Source organism: Citrobacter sp. Cs237, from assembly GCF_030332325.1.
In the GTDB taxonomy this organism is placed as follows: domain Bacteria; phylum Pseudomonadota; class Gammaproteobacteria; order Enterobacterales; family Enterobacteriaceae; genus Citrobacter_A; species Citrobacter_A sedlakii.
Genome location: NZ_JAOWIB010000093.1, coordinates 168121 through 188311 on the forward strand (window position 1 = coordinate 168121; position 20191 = coordinate 188311).

Sequence of the window (20191 nt, forward strand, 5' to 3'; positions counted from 1 at the left end):
GTGGAGTCATGAACACATTTTCTCGGTTCCTGGGTATAGCTGGCATTTTTCTTGTTCCCTTGCCTTCGACGATGGCGGTAACCAGCAGCGGCACGGTCGGGGTGTCACTGACGTTAACCAATGGCTGCCTGATAAACGGCTCGCCCAGTCAGAACGGTATCAACTTTGGTACGTTGAATTTCGGGACGCATCCCGCCACCTTTTCTGAACTGACCACCCAGCTCACCGGCGCCGCAGGGGGCAACAGTTTTGGTATCCAGTGCACCACCACCGACTACACCGTACAGATTACCGGTAATACCAACTCTTCCGCGCCGGGCTCGGTGGTCGGTACGCCGGGAACGCCAGCCCGTTATCTGGTGAACGCCGCGAATACCACTCAGGGCGTGGCGTACAGCCTCTACAGCGACAGCGGCTTCAATAACGTGATCGCTAACAATACTCCTATTCCTAAAGTCTCCACTACAGCCGGGGTCGATAACTATACGATCTTCGGTCGGATCCAGGGCGGCGGTAACAGCGTGACCGTGGTTCCCGGTACGTACACGGACACCATCAACGTCAGCGTTATTTACTGATACGTCTCTTTAAATGAGAACACGGTTCAGGCGCTTCCTGTGGGGAGGCGGGGGAAAGCGACGTCTTTTTTTGACGGTTCTCGCGCTGATGGCTTTCCCGGCCTATGCCATTACCACGCAATCCTTTCAGGTGAATGCCACCATCGTGCCGGGCTGTTCGGTTACCACGGGGAGCGGAGCGGCGATGGGGAATCTGAACTTTGGCAGCTACAGCGGCGTGGAGAACCGTCAGGTGAACGCCCAGTTTGTGCCAAACGCCGCTCTGGCGTTGGCCTGTACGCCAGGCGTGGCGCTGAGCATGACGGTGGATGGCGGACGCTATTACGGTACGGTGCGTCATATGCAGCGTGACGGCGGGACGCAGCGCGTGGGGTACCGTTTGTACCGTACCGCCTCGCTGGCGGCGAACAGTGAGATTGGCGTCAACCAGCCGGTCTCTGTCACCTATACCAACAGTAACAATATTGCGCTACCGCTGTTTGGCGTCGCGTTTTTAACGGGTTTTAGCCCGGCAGGTAATTATTCAGATCAGCTTACGGTGACCTTGTCATGGTAGCGAAGGGAGAAGTGAAATGAAGGTGCGAGCATCGTTCGGACTGTTGTCGGTACTCACGGCAGCACTGGTCTCACCCGGGGCCAATAGCGCCGCCACAATACTGCTGTGGCCCATCGATCCCTGGCTGGCGGCGGAGAATAATGCCACCGAACTGTGGATCCAGAATCAGGGCGACACGCCCACGACGATGCAGGTACGCATTGTGCGCTGGCAGCAGGAAAATGGATATGAACGCTATAAGGCGCAGCAGGAGGTGGTCGCCAGCCCGCCGATTGTCCGTATCGAAAAAGGCAGTAAGCAGCTCATTCGCCTGATTAAACAGACGACCGTTCCTGCCGGTGTGGAGCAGGCTTACCGGATCATCGTGGACGAGATCCCCCAGCCGGACCCCGCCAGTACACCACAGATGGGACTGAAGGTGCAGATGCGCTATTCACTACCGCTGTTTGTTTACGGACAGGGGGTGCAGACCTGGGCGCAAGGGGAACATCACGCGCAGGTGAAGCCTTCGCAACTGCACTGGCGGGTGGTGCGTAGCGAAGGGCAACCACAGCTGGAAGTGCGCAATGACAGTGACGTGCATGTCCGGCTGAGCAAAGTGTCACTGCAACAGGGCGGGTCTCAACACACGATGGCCGAGGGGCTGCTCGGGTATGTGTTGCCGGGGAGTTTCCGCCGCTGGCCGTTACCCACTGGCGCAACCCGTCCGGACCGATTAACCGCGGCAATCAACGCGCAGGACGGCAAATGGTTGTCTGGTCCCGCCAACTGAGCGGCGTGTTTGTGATGGCCATACTGACCACCAGCGGGCTTTGCCGCGCCGGGAGCGGCGATGATGTATTGCCTCCGCCACCGGATGCGCGCGCGCTCGATCGGCAGGCGGTTTTTCATCTGGCGCTGGTGGTTAACCACTACGAGACGCAAAAGGTGGTGGCGGTAACCCGGCGCGGCGGCGACTTCTTTGTCGCCAGCGCCGATCTGCAACAGGCTGGCCTGCCTGCCGAACAGCTGGCGGCGGGGGAGGTGAATCTCTCCCGGATGACGCAGGTGAAAGTGGATTACGACAGCAGCGGTCAGCGACTGCTGCTCAGCGTGCCGCGCGAATGGTTACCGGTACGCAGCACGCCGTTTGGCGGTGAATCCCCGACGTCTGTGGCGAGAAACGGCAGCGGGGCGTTGCTGAATTACGACGTTTACGCCAGCAGTACCCAGGATGGCGACAGCCAGGCCTCCGTCTGGCATGAGCTGCGCTTTTTTAACGATGCGGGTTCGCTCTCTTCCACCGGGTACGTGCGACAAAATCTGGCGGGGGACGATGACTGGCAGGATGGCTATGTGCGTTACGATACGGTTTTTACCGCAACCCATGAGGAAAATGCGACCCAGTGGCAGGTGGGAGATGTGATTACTGACGCCCTGAGCTGGAGCAACAGCGTCCGCGTCGGCGGGATCTCCTGGGGACGCGACTTCTCGCTGCGTCCGGATCTGGTGACCTGGCCGCTGCCGGCATTCTCCGGTGAAGCTGCGGTGCCGACCGCTGTGGATCTGTTCATCAACGGTTATCGCGCGGGGTCAACGGAGCTGCAGCCCGGGCCGTTTACGCTGACGAACCTTCCTTATATAAACGGTGCGGGAGACGCGGTGCTGGTCACCCGTGACGCGCTTGGCAGACAGGTCAGCACCACCTTACCGTTTTATGTCGCCAGCAATTTGTTGAAATCGGGCGTCAGCGACGGCGCCGTCACGCTCGGCAGTCTGCGGCGCAACTACGGTATTGATAATTTTGATTACGGCCCGGCGGTGGGCAGCGCGAGCTATCGCTATGGCGTCAATGACGCTCTGACGCTTGAAGGTCATGGCGAAGGCGCCGAAGAACTGGCGCTGGGCGGTGTGGGCGCACTGGTGAAAGTGGGCCGCTTTGGCGTTGTGAACGGCGCATGGACGGAAAGCAAAATGCGCGGTCACCACGGTAATCAGCTTAACTGGGGGTATCAGTACAGTACCGCAGCCTTTAGCGTCGCCACGCAACATTCCCGCCGCGAGCGCGGTTTCGGCAACCTGGCGTTATATGACCAGACCGCGCTGGTGGATGACGACAACCGCCCGCTGGCCTCTTTAAGTCAGCGCAGCGATCAGTATTCGTTAACCGTTAATATGGGAACCTTCGGCAATATTGGCGCGGCGTGGATTGGCATCCGCAGCTTCGACGCGCAAAAAACGGAGCTGCTCAATCTCTCCTGGAGCCGCAATTTATGGGGAAGCAGCAGTATCTATCTGGCTGCCAGTCGTGACAACCAGCAGGGTGACTGGACGCTGGCAATGTCGGTGCAAATTCCACTGGGCGATCGCGACAGCGTGGCGCTGAGCGCCGAGAAAACGCCGGATGCCGGGCAGACGCAGCGTATCAACTATAACCACTCGATGCCGACGGACGGCGGGTTCAGCTGGAATCTGGCGTGGGCGCGACAGACCCAGGCGCGAAACTACCAGCAAGCGACGCTGGGCTGGCGCAATAATAACGTTGAATTACAGGGGGGCGCTTACGGCGAAAGCAACGCCATGACCTGGTGGGGAGAGGCCATGGGATCGCTGGTGTTGATGGAAAATCAACTCTTCGCCGCCAATAAAATCAACGATGCATTTGTGGTGGTCAGTACTGACGGTCAGCCTGAAGTGCCGGTGAACTATGAGAACCAACCGGTCGGCAAAACCAATGAGAACGGCTTTTTGCTGATAAGCGGCGTATCCGCTTATTATCCTGCGAGCTACAGCATTAATACCCTCAACCTGCCCGCGGATACCCGCCTGAAGGAGACCGAGCGCAAAGTCGCGCTGCGTCGTCAGAGCGGTTATCTGGTCGATTTCCCAATGGAACAGGAGCGGGTGGCCAGCGTGATTTTGCACGACGCAGAGGGGCAACCGCTGCCGCTGGCAAGCCAGGTGCTGCGCGACAACAGTGCGCCTGCGGTGGTGGGATATGAGGGTATCGTCTGGCTGGAAAATCTTGCCGAGGTGAACCGACTCCGGGCGATAACCCCGGCCGGAGAGCATTGCACGGCCACATTCACTCTTGCGCCCAATCCCGGGCATAAGCTGCAAACCTACGGGCCGCTGGTCTGCCGTAAGGGGGCGCCATGATGGGACGGGCGTTGTGGGGGATCCTGTTTCTGCTGGTTACGCCGGGGGCCTGGGCCGCCTGTGCCGTCACCACCACCAGCGGCGCGTTTGGCAGCGTGTCATCTTTTACCGTGAACAGCAGCGAGCAGGCCACCAGCGCTAATCTCGTGGTCCAGTGCGACGTGGTGTTGGGATTGTTGAACAACGATACCATCACTCTGACCTATACTGGCGCGACGCTTTCGGTCAGCAACAGAGCGGCTCTCAGGCGAAGCGATAACGCAGCGGTGACGGATGCCATTCCGGTACGCATGTGCGCGCAGTCCGGTTGCGCCAGCAACAGTGAGATCCCGATTGGCGGCAGCTACACCTGGAGCGGCAGTTCATTGCTGGCGCTGTTAGGCTCTTCACGCTTTACCCTGCCGCTTTACTTCCGCACCCTTACGGGCCAGAACGTTAGCGCCGGGCCGTATCAGGTGACGCTTAACTTCAGCGTCTATTTTAATGTCTGCCAGGTGGGGGCGCTTGGCTTATGCGTTACCGCGCAAACCGGCACGGTGGCGGCTAACCTGCAGGTAAACCTGACCGTCACTAATGACTGTATTACCCTTACTGCGCCGAACGTGAACTTTGGCAGCGCCCCGCTGGTGAACAATTTTCCCGCCGTCTCGCAGGCGGTGGCGATCACCTGTACCAAAGGCAGCGCCTACACGGTAGGCATCAATAATGGCAGCTATGCCAACGGCAATGTACGCAACATGGCAAGCGGCAATAACCGTCTGAGCTATGAAATTTATAAGGCAGGCACCACCAGCCGCTGGGGAAGCGTCGGCGGCGATCGCTGGGCCAGCAGCGCGTCGTCTTCTCTTAGCAGCGACGGCCTGCTGCGCACCTACAACTATACCGCCAGAGTGTTAACCACGCAGACCACACCGCCCGCCGGGACCTACACCGACACGGTGGTTGTGGATATCGCCTTCTGATCTGTTTTTCCCTTTCGCAAACGTAAAGTTCTCAACCGGGTTGCCGATAACGTTGATAACTCGTTTTAAGGAAGGTGCCTTATGTTTAACCGTATCCGCGTTGTCACAATGCTGATGATGGTGCTTGGGGTTTTCGCACTGCTACAGCTTGTATCCGGGGGGCTGCTGTTTTCATCTTTACAGCAGAACCAGACCAGTTTTGTTATCTCAAACGATCTGCGCCAGCAGCAAAGCGAACTGACCTCAACATGGGATCTGATGCTGCAAACGCGTATTAACCTTAGCCGCTCTTCCGCCCGCATGATGATGGATGCGGCGAACCAGCAAAGCAGCGCCAAAACCGCATTGCTGAAGAATGCGAAAAATACCCTCGCGCAGGCTGCGGTGCACTATAAGGCATTTAAAGCGATCAGTCCGCTGCCTGACATGGAAGAAGCCAGTCTTGAGGTGGAGGCGAAGTACCAGGCCTACTTTGCGGCGTTAACCGAACTGGTGCAGTTTCTGGAAAGCGGCAACATGGACGCCTACTTTGCCCAGCCGACTCAGGGAATGCAAAACGCGCTCGGCGAAGCGCTGGGCAAGTATGCCAGCGTCAGCGAAAAGCTTTACCGCCAGGCCTTTGACGAAAGCGCCCGCGATTATCAGTTCGCCCAGTGGCAGCTTGCCATTCTCGCGCTCGTGCTGGCGCTGATTCTGGTGGTGGTGTGGTACGGCATCCGTCACACCTTGTTGAATCCGCTGGGGCGCGTCATTGCGCATATCCGTGATATCGCCAGCGGCAATTTAACCACTACCCTGACCGTGGCCGGACGCAATGAGATTGGCGAACTGGCCGACAGCGTCGATCACATGCAGCGTTCGCTGGTTGAAACCGTCACGCAGGTGCGGGAAGGGTCCGACGCCATCTATGCCGGCACCAGCGAGATTGCCACTGGCAATACCGACCTCTCTTCGCGAACCGAACAGCAGGCTTCGGCGCTGGAAGAGACCGCCGCCAGCATGGAACAACTGACCGCCACCGTGAAACAGAACGCCGACAACGCCCGCCAGGCGTCGCAACTGGCGCAGAGCGCCTCGGAAACGGCGCAGCACGGCGGAAAAGTGGTGGATAACGTCGTTAAAACGATGCACGACATTGCTGACAGTTCGAAGAAAATCGCCGACATCATTAGCGTGATCGACGGCATTGCGTTCCAGACCAATATCCTGGCGCTGAACGCGGCGGTTGAAGCGGCGCGCGCCGGTGAACAAGGCCGTGGTTTTGCCGTGGTTGCCGGAGAGGTGCGTAATCTCGCCAGCCGCAGCGCGCAGGCGGCAAAAGAAATCAAAGCGCTGATCGAAGATTCAGTAGCGCGCGTGGATACCGGCTCGGTGCTCGTTGAAAGCGCGGGTGACACGATGAATGACATTGTTAACGCGGTGACCCGGGTGACTGACATCATGGGGGAAATCGCCTCGGCGTCCGACGAGCAAAGCCGCGGTATCGATCAGGTGGCGCTGGCGGTGTCGGAAATGGATCGTGTGACGCAGCAAAACGCCGCACTGGTGCAGGAGTCCGCCGCTGCCGCCGCCGCGCTGGAAGACCAGGCCAGTCGCTTAACCAGAGCGGTGTCGGCGTTTCGTCTCGCCGCTCGCCCTTATACCACGCAAAAAACAGAAGAACGCGCCTCTGCGCCGTCGCCTCGCGAGCCACAGAAGGCATCACCCGGCGCTGAACCCGACACCCACTGGGAAACATTTTGACGGCAAATAAACACGTTGTAACACACCAAGAATCGGCGCCGCAGCAGGCGGCGCCCGTTGTATCCTGAATGTGATTGAGAAGGCGCTATGACATCATCTCTGCCCAACGGGCAAACGTCATTATTGTTACAGATGACACAGCGCCTCGCGCTGTCCGACGCGCACTTTCGTCGGATATGTCAGTTAATCTATCAGCGCGCGGGGATCGTGCTGGCGGACCATAAGCGGGATATGGTTTATAACCGCCTGGTTCGCCGTCTGCGTACGCTGGGGCTGGATGATTTTGGTCGCTATCTCAGCATGCTGGAAGCGAATCAAAACAGCGCGGAATGGCAGGCTTTTATCAACTCGTTGACCACCAACCTGACCGCCTTTTTTCGCGAAGGTCATCACTTTCCGGTGCTGGCTGAGCACGCCCGCCGTCGCAATGGCGAATACCGGGTGTGGAGCGCGGCGGCGTCAACCGGTGAAGAACCTTACAGTATTGCCATTACGCTGGCCGATACGTTAGGCACAGCGCCAGGGCGCTGGCGGGTCTTTGCCAGTGATATCGACACCGAAGTGCTGGAAAAAGCCCGCAGCGGCATCTATCGGCTTGATGAGTTAAAAACCCTGTCGCCACAGCAGCTGCAGCGCTACTTCATGCGCGGCACCGGCCCCCATGAAGGGTTGGTGCGCGTGCGCCAGGAGCTGGCAAGTCACGTGGAGTTCGCCGGGATAAACCTGCTTGACAAACAGTACAACGTGCCGGGGCCGTTTGATGCGATTTTCTGCCGCAATGTGATGATCTATTTCGATAAAACGACGCAGCAGGACATTCTGCGCCGTTTTGTTCCCCTCCTTAAGCCTGACGGCCTGCTGTTCGCCGGGCATTCAGAGAACTTTAGCAACCTCGTGCGCGACTTTAGCCTGCGCGGACAGACGGTGTATGCGCTGAGTAAGGATAAAGCATGAGTAAAATCAGGGTGTTATCGGTTGATGATTCCGCGCTAATGCGCCAAATCATGACTGAAATTATCAACAGCCATAGCGATATGGAGATGGTGGCAACCGCACCCGATCCGCTCGTTGCCCGTGATTTAATCAAAAAATACAACCCGGACGTTTTGACGCTGGACGTCGAAATGCCGCGGATGGACGGCCTCGATTTTCTTGAAAAGTTGATGCGCTTGCGTCCGATGCCGGTGGTGATGGTGTCATCACTGACGGGGAAAGGCTCCGAAGTGACGTTGCGCGCGCTGGAGCTGGGGGCCATTGATTTTGTCACCAAGCCCCAGTTAGGGATCCGCGAAGGGATGCTGGCCTACAGCGAGATGATTGCCGAAAAAGTGCGCACCGCGTCGCGCGCGCGGCTGGGCGCGCATAAGCCACTGGCCGCGCCAGCGACCCTGAAAGCCGGGCCGTTGCTCAGTTCAGAAAAGCTGATCGCCATTGGCGCGTCGACGGGCGGCACCGAAGCGATTCGTCACGTGTTGCAGCCGCTGCCGCTTTCCTGCCCGGCAGTGATTATTACGCAGCATATGCCGCCAGGTTTTACCCGTTCGTTTGCCGAGCGTCTGAACAAACTGTGTCAGATCAGCGTGAAAGAAGCGGAGGACGGCGAGCGCGTGCTGCCAGGACATGCCTACATCGCGCCCGGCGATAAGCACATGGAGCTGGCGCGCAGCGGGGCAAACTATCAAATCAAAATTCATGACGGGCCGCCGGTTAACCGGCACCGGCCGTCTGTGGATGTGCTGTTTCATTCGGTAGCGAAACACGCGGGGCGCAACGCCGTGGGGGTGATCCTGACGGGGATGGGCAACGACGGCGCCGCCGGAATGCTGGCGATGCACCAGGCGGGCGCCTGGACGATTGCGCAGAATGAAGCAAGTTGTGTGGTGTTCGGCATGCCGCGCGAGGCCATCAATATGGGTGGCGTGAGCGAAGTGGTCGATCTCAGCCAGGTAAGCCAGCAGATGCTGGCGAAAATCAGTGCCGGACAGGCAATACGTATTTGACTCAGGAGTAATTTTTTATGGCGGACAAAGAGCTTAAGTTTCTGGTTGTGGATGACTTTTCCACCATGCGTCGCATCGTGCGTAACCTGCTTAAGGAACTGGGATTTAACAACGTCGAAGAGGCCGAAGACGGCGTGGACGCATTGAATAAACTGCAGATGGGCGGCTTTGGTTTTGTCATCTCTGACTGGAACATGCCGAATATGGACGGTCTGGAACTGTTGAAAACCATTCGCGCAGACGGCGGCATGTCTTCATTGCCGGTACTGATGGTGACGGCGGAAGCGAAGAAAGAGAACATTATCGCCGCGGCGCAGGCCGGTGCCAGCGGCTACGTGGTGAAGCCGTTTACCGCCGCGACATTGGAAGAGAAACTCAACAAAATCTTTGAGAAACTGGGCATGTAAGGGGCGGACAATGATGCAACCAACCATGAAACCCGTAGATGAACACTCTGCCGGGGATATTATTGCGCGCATTGGCAGCCTGACCCGTATGCTGCGCGACAGCCTGCGGGAGCTGGGTCTGGACCAGGCCATCGCCGAAGCGGCAGAAGCCATTCCGGACGCCCGCGACCGTCTGGACTATGTGGTGCAGATGACCGCCCAGGCCGCCGAGCGCGCGCTGAACAGTGTCGAAGCTTCACAGCCGCACCAGGACGAAATGGAGAAAGGGGCGAAAGCGTTAAGCAAGCGCTGGGACGCGTGGTTTGAAAACCCGATCGAGCTGGCAGACGCCCGGGAACTGGTGACCGACACGCGCAAATACCTGAGCGATGTGCCGGAACACACCAGCTTCACTAACGCGCAGTTACTCGACATTATGATGGCGCAAGATTTCCAGGATCTGACCGGTCAGGTGATCAAGCGCATGATGGATGTTATCCAGGAAATTGAACGTCAACTGTTGATGGTGCTGCTGGAGAATATTCCGGAGCAGGGCGCACGACCGAAGCGTGAAAACGACAGTCTGCTCAACGGTCCGCAGGTGGATACGACCCGGGCGGGCGTGGTCGCCAGCCAGGATCAAGTAGACGACCTGCTGGACAGCCTCGGTTTTTAACCAGGTCGCCCGATGGCGTCATGCCATCGGGCTTAATGACAGATTAGCTGCGACTGTATTGCTATCCGCTTATCCTCCTTAACGGCATAAACCCGACCTTTTTTGCCGTTTACTCTGCCCATTGGCGGCAGGCGCTTCTGGCATCATTCTCGCTCATAAGCCCATCCAGGATCTGATGCGTGTCTGAAGAGAACGACGACAAAACAGAAGCCCCCACACCCCACCGACTGGAAAAAGCGCGGGAGGAAGGGCAAATCCCCCGATCCCGGGAGCTGACTTCTCTGCTGATTTTGTTAGTGGGGGTCTGCATTCTCTGGATTGGCGGCGCGTCGTTGGCAAGGCGCCTGTCGGGAATGCTGTCGGCGGGGCTGCGATTTGATCACAGCATGGTCAATGACCCCAATCGGATCCTCGGGCAAATCATCCTGTTAATAAAAGAAGCGATGATCGCGCTGCTGCCGCTTATCACCGGCGTGGTGCTGGTGGCGCTGATCTCGCCGGTGCTACTCGGCGGGCTGGTGTTCAGCGGCAAATCGCTACAGCCGAAATTTTCCAAACTTAACCCGCTGCCGGGCATTAAGCGTATGTTCTCCGCGCAGACCGGCGCGGAGTTGCTGAAGGCAATACTGAAATCGTCGCTGGTGGGCGGCGTGACAGCGCTTTATTTGTGGCATAAGTGGCCGGAGATGATGCGCCTGATGGCGGAATCGCCGATTACGGCGATGGGTAACGCGCTGGATCTCGTCGGACTCTGCGCATTGCTGGTGGTGCTCGGTGTGATCCCGATGGTCGCCTTTGACGTGATCTTTCAGATCTTCAGTCACCTGAAAAAGCTGCGCATGTCGCGTCAGGACATCCGCGATGAATTCAAACAGAACGAAGGCGACCCGCACGTGAAAGGGCGTATCCGTCAGATGCAGCGAGCGGCGGCGCGCCAGCGCATGATGAGCGACGTGCCCAAAGCGGATGTCATTGTCACCAACCCCACCCACTATTCGGTGGCGTTGCAGTATGACGAAAACAAAATGAGCGCGCCGAAAGTGCTCGCCAAAGGGGCGGGACTGGTGGCGCTGCGCATTCGCGAGATTGGCGCGGAAAACAAAATCCCCACGCTTGAAGCGCCGCCGCTGGCGCGAGCGCTCTATCGCCATGCTGAAATTGGTCAGCAAATACCCGGTCAACTGTACGCCGCCGTGGCGGAAGTGCTGGCCTGGGTCTGGCAGCTTAAACGCTGGCGTCTTGCTGGCGGGGAACGTCCACCACAACCTGCAAATCTTCCGGTGCCTGAGTCACTGGATTTTATGAACGAGAAGACTACCGATGGCTAATCTGGTCGCGATGTTGCGCCTGCCCAACAACATGAAAACCACGCAATGGCAGATCCTTGCCGGGCCGATCCTCATCCTGTTAATTCTGTCGATGATGGTACTGCCGCTACCCGCGTTTATCCTCGACCTACTGTTTACCTTTAACATTGCGCTGTCGATCATGGTGTTACTGGTGGCGATGTTTACCCAGCGTACGCTGGAGTTCGCCGCCTTCCCGACCATCCTGCTGTTCACTACCTTACTGCGTCTGGCGCTGAACGTGGCGTCCACCCGTATCATTCTGATGGAAGGACACACCGGCGCGGCGGCGGCAGGGAAGGTGGTCGAAGCGTTCGGGCATTTCCTGGTGGGGGGCAATTTCGCCATTGGGATCGTGGTGTTCGTCATTCTGGTCATCATCAACTTTATGGTGATTACCAAGGGCGCCGGGCGTATCGCTGAGGTTGGCGCGCGCTTCGTGCTCGACGGCATGCCGGGTAAACAGATGGCGATTGACGCCGACCTCAACGCCGGACTGATTGGCGAAGATGAAGCGAAAAAACGTCGCGCCGAAGTGACCCAGGAAGCGGACTTCTACGGTTCTATGGACGGGGCGAGTAAATTCGTTCGCGGCGATGCCATCGCCGGTATTTTGATCATGGTGATCAACGTGGTCGGCGGTCTGCTGGTCGGTGTGTTGCAGCATGGCATGAGCATGGGCGATGCGGCGGAAAGTTATACGTTGCTGACTATCGGTGACGGCCTGGTGGCGCAGATCCCGGCGCTGGTCATTTCGACCGCCGCAGGCGTGATCGTCACCCGCGTCAGTACCGATCAGGACGTGGGCGAGCAGATGGTGGGGCAGCTTTTCAGCAATCCCAGCGTCATGCTGCTCAGCGCAGGGGTTCTGGGCCTGCTCGGGCTGGTGCCGGGCATGCCAAACCTCGTTTTCCTGTTGTTTACGGCGGCGCTGTTGGGGCTGGCCTGGTGGATCCGTGGCCGGGAACAAAAGGCGCCCAGCGAACCGCAGCCCGTAAAAATGCCGGAAAACAATTCGGTGGTGGAAGCGACGTGGAACGACGTCCAGCTTGAAGATTCGCTCGGTATGGAGGTGGGTTACCGCCTGATTCCGATGGTCGATTTTCAGCAGGATGGCGAGTTACTCGGGCGCATCCGCAGTATCCGCAAGAAATTCGCGCAGGACATGGGCTTCCTGCCGCCAGTGGTGCACATTCGCGACAATATGGATCTGCAACCGGCGCACTATCGTATTCTGATGAAAGGGGTGGAGATTGGCAGCGGCGACGCGTATCCGGGGCGCTGGCTGGCAATCAACCCGGGAACCGCGGCGGGTACGCTGCCAGGCGAGCAAACCGTGGATCCGGCGTTTGGCCTGGATGCAATCTGGATCGAAAGCGCGCTGAAAGAACAGGCGCAGATCCAGGGCTTTACGGTGGTGGAAGCCAGTACCGTTGTGGCGACGCACCTCAACCATTTGATCGGCAAATATGCCGCCGAACTGTTTGGCCGTCAGGAAGCGCAGCAGTTGTTGGATCGCGTCTCCCAGGAGATGCCGAAACTGACCGAAGATTTGGTCCCCGGCGTGGTCACCCTGACCACGCTGCATAAAGTGCTGCAGAATCTGCTGGATGAAAAAGTGCCGATCCGCGATATGCGCACCATTCTTGAAACGCTGGCGGAACATGCGCCGCTGCAAAATGATCCCCATGAACTTACCGCCGTGGTGCGCGTGGCGCTGGGGCGCGCAATTACACAGCAGTGGTTCCCCGGTAGCGATGAAGTCAGCGTTATTGGCCTGGATACGGCGCTCGAACGCTTGTTGTTGCAGGCGTTGCAGGGCGGCGGCGGTCTGGAGCCTGGGCTGGCCGATCGCCTGCTGGCGCAAACGCAAGAGGCGCTGTCTCGTCAGGAGATGCTTGGCGCGCCGCCAGTGTTGTTGGTCAACCATGCGCTGCGCCCATTGCTGTCGCGCTTTCTGCGTCGCAGTCTGCCGCAGCTGGTTGTCCTGTCGAACATGGAGCTTTCCGACAATCGTAACATTCGCATGACCGCAACCATTGGAGGTAAATAATGCGCAGACTTCTTTGGCTGTTGCTGTTCCCGCTGGCGGCGCAGGCCGCCGGGGAAGGCGCATGGCAGGCCAGCAGCATCGGCATTACCTTAAACCATCGCGGTGAATCCGCCTCCTCGGCGCCGCTTTCCGCTGGTCAGCCAGTGTCCGGGCTGATGACCCTGGTGGCCTGGCGTTATGAATTGAATGGCCCGACGCCCGCCGGTTTGCGGGTGCGCTTATGCTCCCAGTCGCGCTGCGTCGAGCTTGATGGACAAAGTGGGACAACCACCGCTTTTAGCAACGTGCCCGCCGTGGAGCCGCTGCGTTTTATCTGGGAAGTACCCGGTGGCGGCCGTCTGATTCCCGCCCTAAAAGTACAGCGCAATCAGGTAATTGTGAACTACCGCTAACGGTTATCTCTTCATCAGGCGGCAACGTAATTTGCTGCCTGACTCGCATTTTTGGCCCCCTCTTTTGATTCAACAGAAACGCTGTTTTATAAATCGGTGACACGCGTTGCCGGTCTCTTTGCGTTTTTGCCATTTCGCCAGGACAGGTGGCAAAAACGAAAAGGTATCCCGCCTGGTAAGCTTTTACTGTAGCCGTGTAAGTACTCCCTCTGGCGTAGCCACAGGTCGGAGTCCCCCAACTGATTGCAGGGTTAACGGCAATGAAAACACGTAAAATTGGATTGGCGAATTATTTAGCCTACGGTTCAGGCGATTTTTTAGGTGCAGGCACCACGGCGCTCACAGCCGCCTGGTTACTGTATTTTTATACGACGTTTTGCGGTCTTTCGCCCATAGAGGCGACGTTTATCTTTGCGGCGGCGAGGGTGCTGGACGCAGTCGTCAGTCCACTGATGGGCTTTCTGACGGACAACTTCGGCTCAACCTGGCTGGGTAAACGCTTTGGCCGCCGTAAGTTCTTTATTTTGCTGGGGATCCCATGTGTCTTTAGCTACTCATTAATGTGGGTGGGGGATATGGGGTTCTGGTACTACCTGCTGACCTACCTGATTTTCGATATCGTCTACACCATGATCCTGGTGCCATATGAAACGCTGGTGCCGGAAATGACCGATGATTTCAAACAGAAAACCAAATTTTCCGGCGCGCGTATTTCCATGGCGCAGATGTCCGCGATCCTCGCTTCCTTCTTGCCGGGTATCCTGTTGACCGCGTTTGGCAAAGACAACCCCATCTCCTTTTTCTACGCCAGCCTGGTGTTCTCGGTGCTGTGCGCCCTGATGCTGACGTTCGTCTGGTTCTTCACCTGGGAGCGTCCACGCGAGGAATGGACGGAAGCAGCGCTACGCGCGGAAGAAGAGAAAAAGAGCCTGACGTTCAGCCAGAGCATGCGCCGCCTGTTTGTTGAGCTGAGCTCTACGTTGCGGATTAAAATTTTCCGCCAGCATCTCGGCATGTATCTGGGCGGCTACATCGCGCAGGATGTTTTCAACGCGGTCTTTACCTATTACGTGGTGTTCGTCCTGATGCAGGAAGCGTCGATGGCGTCAAACCTGCTTGGCACCATGGCGATTTTCCAGTTTATTGCGGTTATCGGCATGATCCCGCTGTGCATCCGCTTCGGACCTGCGCCTTCTTACCGGATGGTGGTGGTGCTGTTTGGTCTTAGCTCACTCTCGTATGCCCTGCTGTATTACGCCGGATTAAGCGATATTTATTCCCTGTTGCTGCTGGTGTCCGCCATTGCTGGTCTGGGGCGTGGGGGGATTAACTATGTGCCGTGGAACACCTACACCTACATTGCCGATGTGGATGAAGTGATTACCGGTCAGCGTCGTGAAGGGATCTTCGCCGGGATCATGACCCTGACGCGCAAAGCCTCGCAGGCTGGAGCGGTCATGCTGGTCGGGATTGTCATGCAGACGTCTGGTTTCGTTTCCGGGCAAAGCACCCAGCCGGAGGCGGTCAGCCACACCATACTGTTAATCCTCAGCTGCGGTACGCTGCTGGTGCTGGCCTGCGGTTTCCTGGTCTCTCTGCGTTTCAAACTGAATTTGCAAACCCACAGCACGCTACGCGAAGAAACAGCGAAAATGCGTGAGTCGGGCCGGGCGATGCCGGAGAACATCACGCCGCAGGCGCGCGCCACCGTCGAGATGCTGTCGGGTCTGCCGTATGAATCACTTTGGGGTAACAACAATATTGGTTACCTGAATCGTAATAAACCTGCTGCACCCTCGCTCAAGCGGGCAGCAACGTTGAATTCGACTTATAACAGAGGTTAGAAATATGAAAGTTTGGCCCGTCAAACATAGCGCGTTACTACGACAGCCGGAGCGTTTTATCTCCCGGGAAGAGCTGAAGGGTTTGATTCAGACGGTGACGAACAATCTGGTCAACATCAAGGACGAGACTGGCCAATTCCTGCTACGCCTGGATGACGGACGTGTGATTGACACAAAAGGGTGGGCAGGATGGGAATGGACGCACGGCGTCGGTCTGTATGGAATGTATCAGTATTATCAGCAGACCGGTGATGCGTCGATGCGCGACATTATCGACAATTGGTTCGCCGACCGCTTTGCGGAAGGCGCCACCACCAAGAACGTAAACACCATGGCGCCGTTCTTAACGCTGGCGTATCGCTATGAGGAGACGCGTAATCCGGCGTACCTGCCCTGGCTGGACAGCTGGGCGGAATGGGCGATGAATGAAATGCCGCGTACCGACCATGGCGGAATGCAGCATATCACGCTGGCGGAAGAGAACCACCAGCAGATGTGGGACGATACGCTGATGATGACAGTGTTACCGCTGGCGAAAATTGGCAAGTTGCTCAACCGGCCGGAATATGTCGAAGAGGCAACCTATCAGTTCCTGCTACACGTCCAAAACCTGATGGACAGGGAAACCGGCCTGTGGTTCCACGGCTGGAATTATGACGGGCACCATAACTTTGCCAACGCCCGCTGGGCGCGCGGCAACAGCTGGTTGACCATTGTGATCCCGGATTTCCTGGAACTGGTCGATCTGCCGGAAAACAATGCGGTGCGTCGTTATCTGGCGCAGGTTCTGAAGGCGCAAATCGCCGCGCTGGCAAAATGCCAGGACGAAAGCGGACTGTGGCATACGTTGCTGGACGATCCGCAGTCCTACCTGGAAGCGTCTGCGACCGCGGGTTTTGCCTACGGCATACTGAAAGCGGTACGTAAACGTTATGTTGGCGCGGAATATGCCGGGGTTGCGGAAAAAGCCATTCGCGGCATTGTGCAGAATATCTCGCCGGAAGGGGAGTTGTTGCAGACCTCCTTCGGGACCGGAATGGGCAGCAATCTCGATTTCTATCGTGCGATCCCGCTCACCTCTATGCCGTATGGCCAAGCGATGGCGATGCTGTGCCTGACGGAATATCTGCGGAAATATTTCTGATTCAGAAGTAAAAACAAAACCCGGCGATAGCCGGGTTTATTCTGCTGGTAACCTTTTATTTTGCCAGCGTCATTCTCGTAAGGAATTACATCCGCTCTACGGTTTCGATACCCAGCGTATCGAGACCCAGCTTCAGGGTTTTAGCGGTCAGCAGCGCCAGTTTTAGTCGGCTGTTGCGCACATCGTCGTTCTCTGCGCTCAGGATCGGGCAATGTTCGTAGAAACCGGAGAACAGACCTGCGACATCATACAGATACGCGCACATGACGTGTGGCGTCCCTTCACGCGCGACAACGGTCAGCGTCTCCTCAAACTGCAACAGACGCGCGGCCAGCTGCGCTTCGCGATCTTCGCTAAGCACCACTCTCGCGCTGGCAAGGGCGCGCTCATCCAGACCAGATTTACGGAACACCGACAGTACGCGGGTATAGGCATACTGCATATACGGCGCAGTGTTACCCTCAAAGGCCAGCATGTTGTCCCAGTCAAAGATATAGTCGGTGGTGCGGTTTTTCGACAGATCGGCGTATTTCACCGCACCGATACCGACGGCGTTCGCCAGTTTTTCCAGCTCGTCGGCGGGCATATCCGGGTTCTTTTCCGCCACCAGACGGCGGGCGCGCTCAAGCGCTTCATCCAACAGATCGGCCAGCTTGACGGTGCCGCCGGCGCGGGTTTTGAACGGCTTGCCGTCTTTACCCAACATCATACCGAACATGTGGTGCTCCAGCGGGACGGAATCCGGAACGTAGCCCGCTTTACGGACGATAGTCCATGCCTGCATCAGATGCTGATGCTGACGGGAGTCGATGTAATACAGCACGCGGTCAGCATGCAGGGTCTCATAACGGTATTTGGCGCAGGCGATATCCGTGGTGGTGTACAAATAACCGCCATCTTTCTTCTGAATGATAACCCCCATCGGTTCGCCTTCCTTGTTTTTATACTCATCAAGGAATACCACGGTGGCGCCTTCGCTTTCGACGGCCAGACCTTTGGCTTTCAGATCGGCCACGATGCCCGGCAGCATGGGGTTGTACAGGCTTTCACCCATCACATCATCGCGGGTCAGCGTGACGTTCAGGCGATCGTAGGTGATCTGGTTCTGCGACATGGTGATGTCGACCAGCTTGCGCCACATTTGCAGGAAATAGTCGTCGCCGCCCTGCAGTTTTACCACGTAGCTGCGCGCGCGCTCGGCAAAGGCTTCATCTTCGTCGTAGTGTTTTTTGGCTTCGCGATAAAAACCTTCGAGGTCCGCCAGCGCCATTTCACCGGCGTTTTCCTGTTGCTGTTTTTCCAGATAAGCGATCAGCATCCCGAACTGAGTGCCCCAGTCGCCTACGTGGTTCGCACGAATCACATGATGACCAAGAAACTCAAGGGTACGCACCGCGGCGTCGCCGATGATGGTGGAACGCAGGTGGCCGACATGCATCTCTTTCGCGACATTTGGCGCGGAGTAATCGACCACCACGGTCTGTTTCTCCGGCTTCGCTACGCCGAGGCGATCTGAGGTCAGCGCTTGCTCCACGCTTTCAGCGAGAAACGCGGGGTCGAGGAAAATATTAATAAAGCCCGGGCCAGCGATTTCAACCTTACTGGCGATACCGCTGAGATCCAGATGAGTCAGCACCTGCTCGGCCAGTTGTCGCGGCGCCATGCCCAGTTTTTTCGCCACCGCCATCATGCCGTTGGCCTGATAGTCGCCGAACTGTACTTTTGCTGACTGACGAACCTGCGGTTCGCAATCCGCAGGCGCGCCTGCGGCAATCATGGCCTGACTGACTTTTTCTGAGAGAAGAGCCTGAATATTCACCTGAATACCTTACGTTGATGAAGCGGGTTGAAATTTACCGCCGCAGTTTAAGAATCAAGGGCGGGAGTATACTGCAAATGGCCCCTTGCGTCAGCACTGCGCGGCCTGAACAACGTGCAGAAAATAAGCGATAAAAGCGTGCATAACCATGCATTCGGCAAATCCCGCAATCTGCGGTTGGTTGTGTCGGACCAACAGAGTAAATTAGCGGCTTTGAAACCTGTTAAGAGCTGACATTATGGCGAACTGGCAAACCCTCGACGAACTGCATGATATTTCCGCCGACCTCCCGCGATTCACGCGGGCGTTCACGGAACTTTCCACTCGCCTCGGTCTGGATATTGCGCCGCTTGATGCCGACCATATCTCTTTGCGTTGTCATCAAAACGCCACTGCGGAACGCTGGCGGCGAGGCTTTGAACAATGCGGCAAACTGTTGTCGGAAAATATCATCAATGGCAGACCGATTTGTCTGTTTAAACTGGATGAGCCCGTCTGCGTCGCGCACTGGGCATTTAGCGTTGTTGAGCTGCCCTGGCCGGGCGATAAGCGCTATCCCCACGAAGGATGGGAGCATATCGAAATCGTTTTGCCGGGAGAGCCGGATACCCTGAACGCGCGTGCGTTGGCGCTGCTCGCCGATGACGGACTGAGCCAGCCGGGGATTGTCGTTAAAACCAGTTCGCCGAAAGGCGTGCATGAGCGTCTACCGAATCCGACTCTGGCGGTTACCGATGGTCACGTCACCGTTAAATTCCACCCGTGGTCAATTGAAGCGATCGTGGCAAGCGAACAGCAGGAGTGACAATGGCATTACTTGAGATCTGTTGTTACAGCATGGAATGCGCGCGCATCGCGCAGCAAAACGGCGCGGATCGTATTGAGCTTTGCGCCGCGCCGAAAGAAGGGGGCTTAACGCCTTCCCCGGGCGTGCTGAGTACGGTTCGCCAGCAGGTGACGATCCCTGTTCATCCTATCATCCGTCCGCGCGGCGGCGATTTTTGTTATTCCGCAGGGGAGTTCGCCGCCATGCTTGAAGACGTGCGACAGGTGAGGGAGATGGGATTCCCGGGGCTGGTGATCGGTGTGCTGGATGCGGACGGCCACGTCGACATGCCGCGCATGCAGCAAATTATGCAGGCGGCAGGGCCGCTGGCCGTGACATTTCATCGCGCCTTCGACATGTGTGCTAATCCATTAAAAGCACTTAACAATCTCGCGGAACTGGGCGTCGCCAGAGTGCTGACTTCGGGACAAAAATCAGATGCGGCGCAAGGTTTATCAATAATTTTGGAACTTATTGCCCACGCCGATGTTCCAATCATTATGGCCGGAGCAGGGGTTCGTGCAGCAAATCTGCAGCGTTTCCTCGATGCCGGGGTACGGGAAGTACACAGCTCAGCCGGAACGACACAGCCCTCGCCGATGCGTTATCGCAACCCAGGGTTGTCAATGTCAGCCGATAAGCAGGCGGACGAATACACCCGCTATGTGGTTGACGGCGCCGCGGTTGCTGAAATGAAAGGAATCATTGCTCGCCATCAGGCCAAATGA

Annotated in this window: 18 protein-coding genes; 17 read left to right on the top strand and 1 reads right to left on the bottom strand. The window is 57.4% G+C overall.

Annotated features, from left to right (window positions below; all coding sequences use genetic code 11):
* The first annotated feature begins 8 nt into the window (after positions 1–8).
* From OGY07_RS05200 to bglB, 15 genes are all read left to right on the top strand, one after another.
* A complete protein-coding gene (locus OGY07_RS05200) occupies positions 9–578 on the top strand; it encodes a Csu type fimbrial protein (RefSeq protein WP_042283919.1) in 570 nt (189 codons plus the stop codon).
* 88 nt (positions 579–666) lie between these two features.
* The gene (locus OGY07_RS05205) at positions 667–1134 is read left to right on the top strand and encodes a Csu type fimbrial protein (protein ID WP_233470911.1); all 468 of its coding nucleotides are present in this window, start codon (positions 667–669) and stop codon (positions 1132–1134) included.
* Positions 1135–1150: 16 nt separating this feature from the next.
* Complete coding sequence (locus OGY07_RS05210) at positions 1151–1906, top strand: fimbrial biogenesis chaperone (protein ID WP_286599108.1); 756 nt, start codon at positions 1151–1153, stop codon at positions 1904–1906.
* Positions 1882–4272 carry a fimbria/pilus outer membrane usher protein gene (locus OGY07_RS05215; RefSeq protein ID WP_286599110.1) on the top strand — a complete coding sequence of 797 codons (2391 nt, stop codon included), beginning with the start codon at positions 1882–1884 and terminating at the stop codon, positions 4270–4272. The genes OGY07_RS05210 and OGY07_RS05215 overlap by 25 nt, the downstream gene beginning before the upstream one ends.
* Positions 4269–5234: a Csu type fimbrial protein gene (locus OGY07_RS05220; protein WP_392397374.1), complete on the top strand. Its 966-nt coding sequence runs from the start codon at positions 4269–4271 to the stop codon at positions 5232–5234. Before OGY07_RS05215 ends, OGY07_RS05220 begins: the two co-directional genes overlap by 4 nt.
* Positions 5235–5315: 81 nt before the next feature.
* A complete protein-coding gene (gene tar / locus OGY07_RS05225; RefSeq protein ID WP_286599111.1) occupies positions 5316–6977 on the top strand; it encodes a methyl-accepting chemotaxis protein II in 1662 nt (553 codons plus the stop codon).
* Positions 6978–7064: 87 nt separating this feature from the next.
* The gene (cheR, locus tag OGY07_RS05230) at positions 7065–7931 is read left to right on the top strand and encodes a protein-glutamate O-methyltransferase CheR (protein WP_060571384.1); all 867 of its coding nucleotides are present in this window, start codon (positions 7065–7067) and stop codon (positions 7929–7931) included.
* Positions 7928–8977, top strand: a complete 1050-nt coding sequence (gene cheB, locus OGY07_RS05235; protein WP_042283903.1) for a protein-glutamate methylesterase/protein glutamine deamidase — start codon at positions 7928–7930, stop codon at positions 8975–8977. The genes cheR and cheB overlap by 4 nt, the downstream gene beginning before the upstream one ends.
* 17 nt (positions 8978–8994) lie before the next feature.
* Positions 8995–9384 carry a chemotaxis response regulator CheY gene (cheY, locus tag OGY07_RS05240; RefSeq protein ID WP_042283900.1) on the top strand — a complete coding sequence of 130 codons (390 nt, stop codon included), beginning with the start codon at positions 8995–8997 and terminating at the stop codon, positions 9382–9384.
* A 10-nt stretch (positions 9385–9394) separates the two neighbouring features.
* Positions 9395–10039: a protein phosphatase CheZ gene (gene cheZ / locus OGY07_RS05245; protein WP_042283898.1), complete on the top strand. Its 645-nt coding sequence runs from the start codon at positions 9395–9397 to the stop codon at positions 10037–10039.
* 179 nt (positions 10040–10218) lie between these two features.
* Entirely contained in the window at positions 10219–11367 is a 1149-nt protein-coding gene (gene flhB / locus OGY07_RS05250; protein ID WP_286599116.1) for a flagellar biosynthesis protein FlhB, read from the top strand.
* Positions 11360–13438 (top strand): flagellar biosynthesis protein FlhA, encoded by a 2079-nt coding sequence (gene flhA, locus OGY07_RS05255; protein WP_042283893.1) that lies wholly within the window; start codon positions 11360–11362, stop codon positions 13436–13438. Before flhB ends, flhA begins: the two co-directional genes overlap by 8 nt.
* On the top strand, positions 13438–13830 hold the full coding sequence (gene flhE, locus OGY07_RS05260) for a flagellar protein FlhE (protein ID WP_042283891.1): 393 nt from the start codon (positions 13438–13440) through the stop codon (positions 13828–13830). Before flhA ends, flhE begins: the two co-directional genes overlap by 1 nt.
* 260 nt (positions 13831–14090) lie before the next feature.
* Positions 14091–15674, top strand: coding sequence for an MFS transporter (locus OGY07_RS05265; protein WP_042283888.1), 1584 nt, complete (start codon positions 14091–14093; stop codon positions 15672–15674).
* A gap of 4 nt (positions 15675–15678) precedes the next feature.
* On the top strand, positions 15679–16818 hold the full coding sequence (bglB, locus tag OGY07_RS05270; RefSeq protein WP_286599118.1) for a beta-galactosidase BglB: 1140 nt from the start codon (positions 15679–15681) through the stop codon (positions 16816–16818).
* Positions 16819–16903: 85 nt separating this feature from the next.
* Here bglB and argS read toward each other — a convergent pair whose 3' ends face one another.
* Positions 16904–18637, bottom strand: coding sequence for an arginine--tRNA ligase (gene argS, locus OGY07_RS05275; protein ID WP_042283881.1), 1734 nt, complete (start codon positions 18635–18637; stop codon positions 16904–16906).
* Between the two features lie 238 nt (positions 18638–18875).
* On the opposite strand from argS, the gene OGY07_RS05280 reads away from it, so the two are divergent.
* Together OGY07_RS05280 and cutC are read left to right on the top strand one after the other, a co-directional pair.
* Complete coding sequence (locus tag OGY07_RS05280) at positions 18876–19442, top strand: VOC family protein (protein ID WP_286599120.1); 567 nt, start codon at positions 18876–18878, stop codon at positions 19440–19442.
* A 2-nt stretch (positions 19443–19444) separates the two neighbouring features.
* Entirely contained in the window at positions 19445–20191 is a 747-nt protein-coding gene (gene cutC, locus OGY07_RS05285; RefSeq protein ID WP_286599124.1) for a copper homeostasis protein CutC, read from the top strand.

Coding starts and splice junctions, on each gene's coding strand:
- bglB (WP_286599118.1), top strand. CDS start 15,679: ATGAAAGTTTGGCCCGTCAAACATAGCGCGTTACTACGACAGCCGGAG.
- cheY (WP_042283900.1), top strand. CDS start 8,995: ATGGCGGACAAAGAGCTTAAGTTTCTGGTTGTGGATGACTTTTCCACC.
- tar (WP_286599111.1), top strand. CDS start 5,316: ATGTTTAACCGTATCCGCGTTGTCACAATGCTGATGATGGTGCTTGGG.
- OGY07_RS05280 (WP_286599120.1), top strand. CDS start 18,876: ATGGCGAACTGGCAAACCCTCGACGAACTGCATGATATTTCCGCCGAC.
- OGY07_RS05265 (WP_042283888.1), top strand. CDS start 14,091: ATGAAAACACGTAAAATTGGATTGGCGAATTATTTAGCCTACGGTTCA.
- OGY07_RS05215 (WP_286599110.1), top strand. CDS start 1,882: ATGGTTGTCTGGTCCCGCCAACTGAGCGGCGTGTTTGTGATGGCCATA.
- OGY07_RS05210 (WP_286599108.1), top strand. CDS start 1,151: ATGAAGGTGCGAGCATCGTTCGGACTGTTGTCGGTACTCACGGCAGCA.
- flhE (WP_042283891.1), top strand. CDS start 13,438: ATGCGCAGACTTCTTTGGCTGTTGCTGTTCCCGCTGGCGGCGCAGGCC.
- cheZ (WP_042283898.1), top strand. CDS start 9,395: ATGATGCAACCAACCATGAAACCCGTAGATGAACACTCTGCCGGGGAT.
- OGY07_RS05220 (WP_392397374.1), top strand. CDS start 4,269: ATGATGGGACGGGCGTTGTGGGGGATCCTGTTTCTGCTGGTTACGCCG.
- OGY07_RS05200 (WP_042283919.1), top strand. CDS start 9: ATGAACACATTTTCTCGGTTCCTGGGTATAGCTGGCATTTTTCTTGTT.
- flhA (WP_042283893.1), top strand. CDS start 11,360: ATGGCTAATCTGGTCGCGATGTTGCGCCTGCCCAACAACATGAAAACC.
- cheB (WP_042283903.1), top strand. CDS start 7,928: ATGAGTAAAATCAGGGTGTTATCGGTTGATGATTCCGCGCTAATGCGC.
- cutC (WP_286599124.1), top strand. CDS start 19,445: ATGGCATTACTTGAGATCTGTTGTTACAGCATGGAATGCGCGCGCATC.
- cheR (WP_060571384.1), top strand. CDS start 7,065: ATGACATCATCTCTGCCCAACGGGCAAACGTCATTATTGTTACAGATG.
- OGY07_RS05205 (WP_233470911.1), top strand. CDS start 667: ATGGCTTTCCCGGCCTATGCCATTACCACGCAATCCTTTCAGGTGAAT.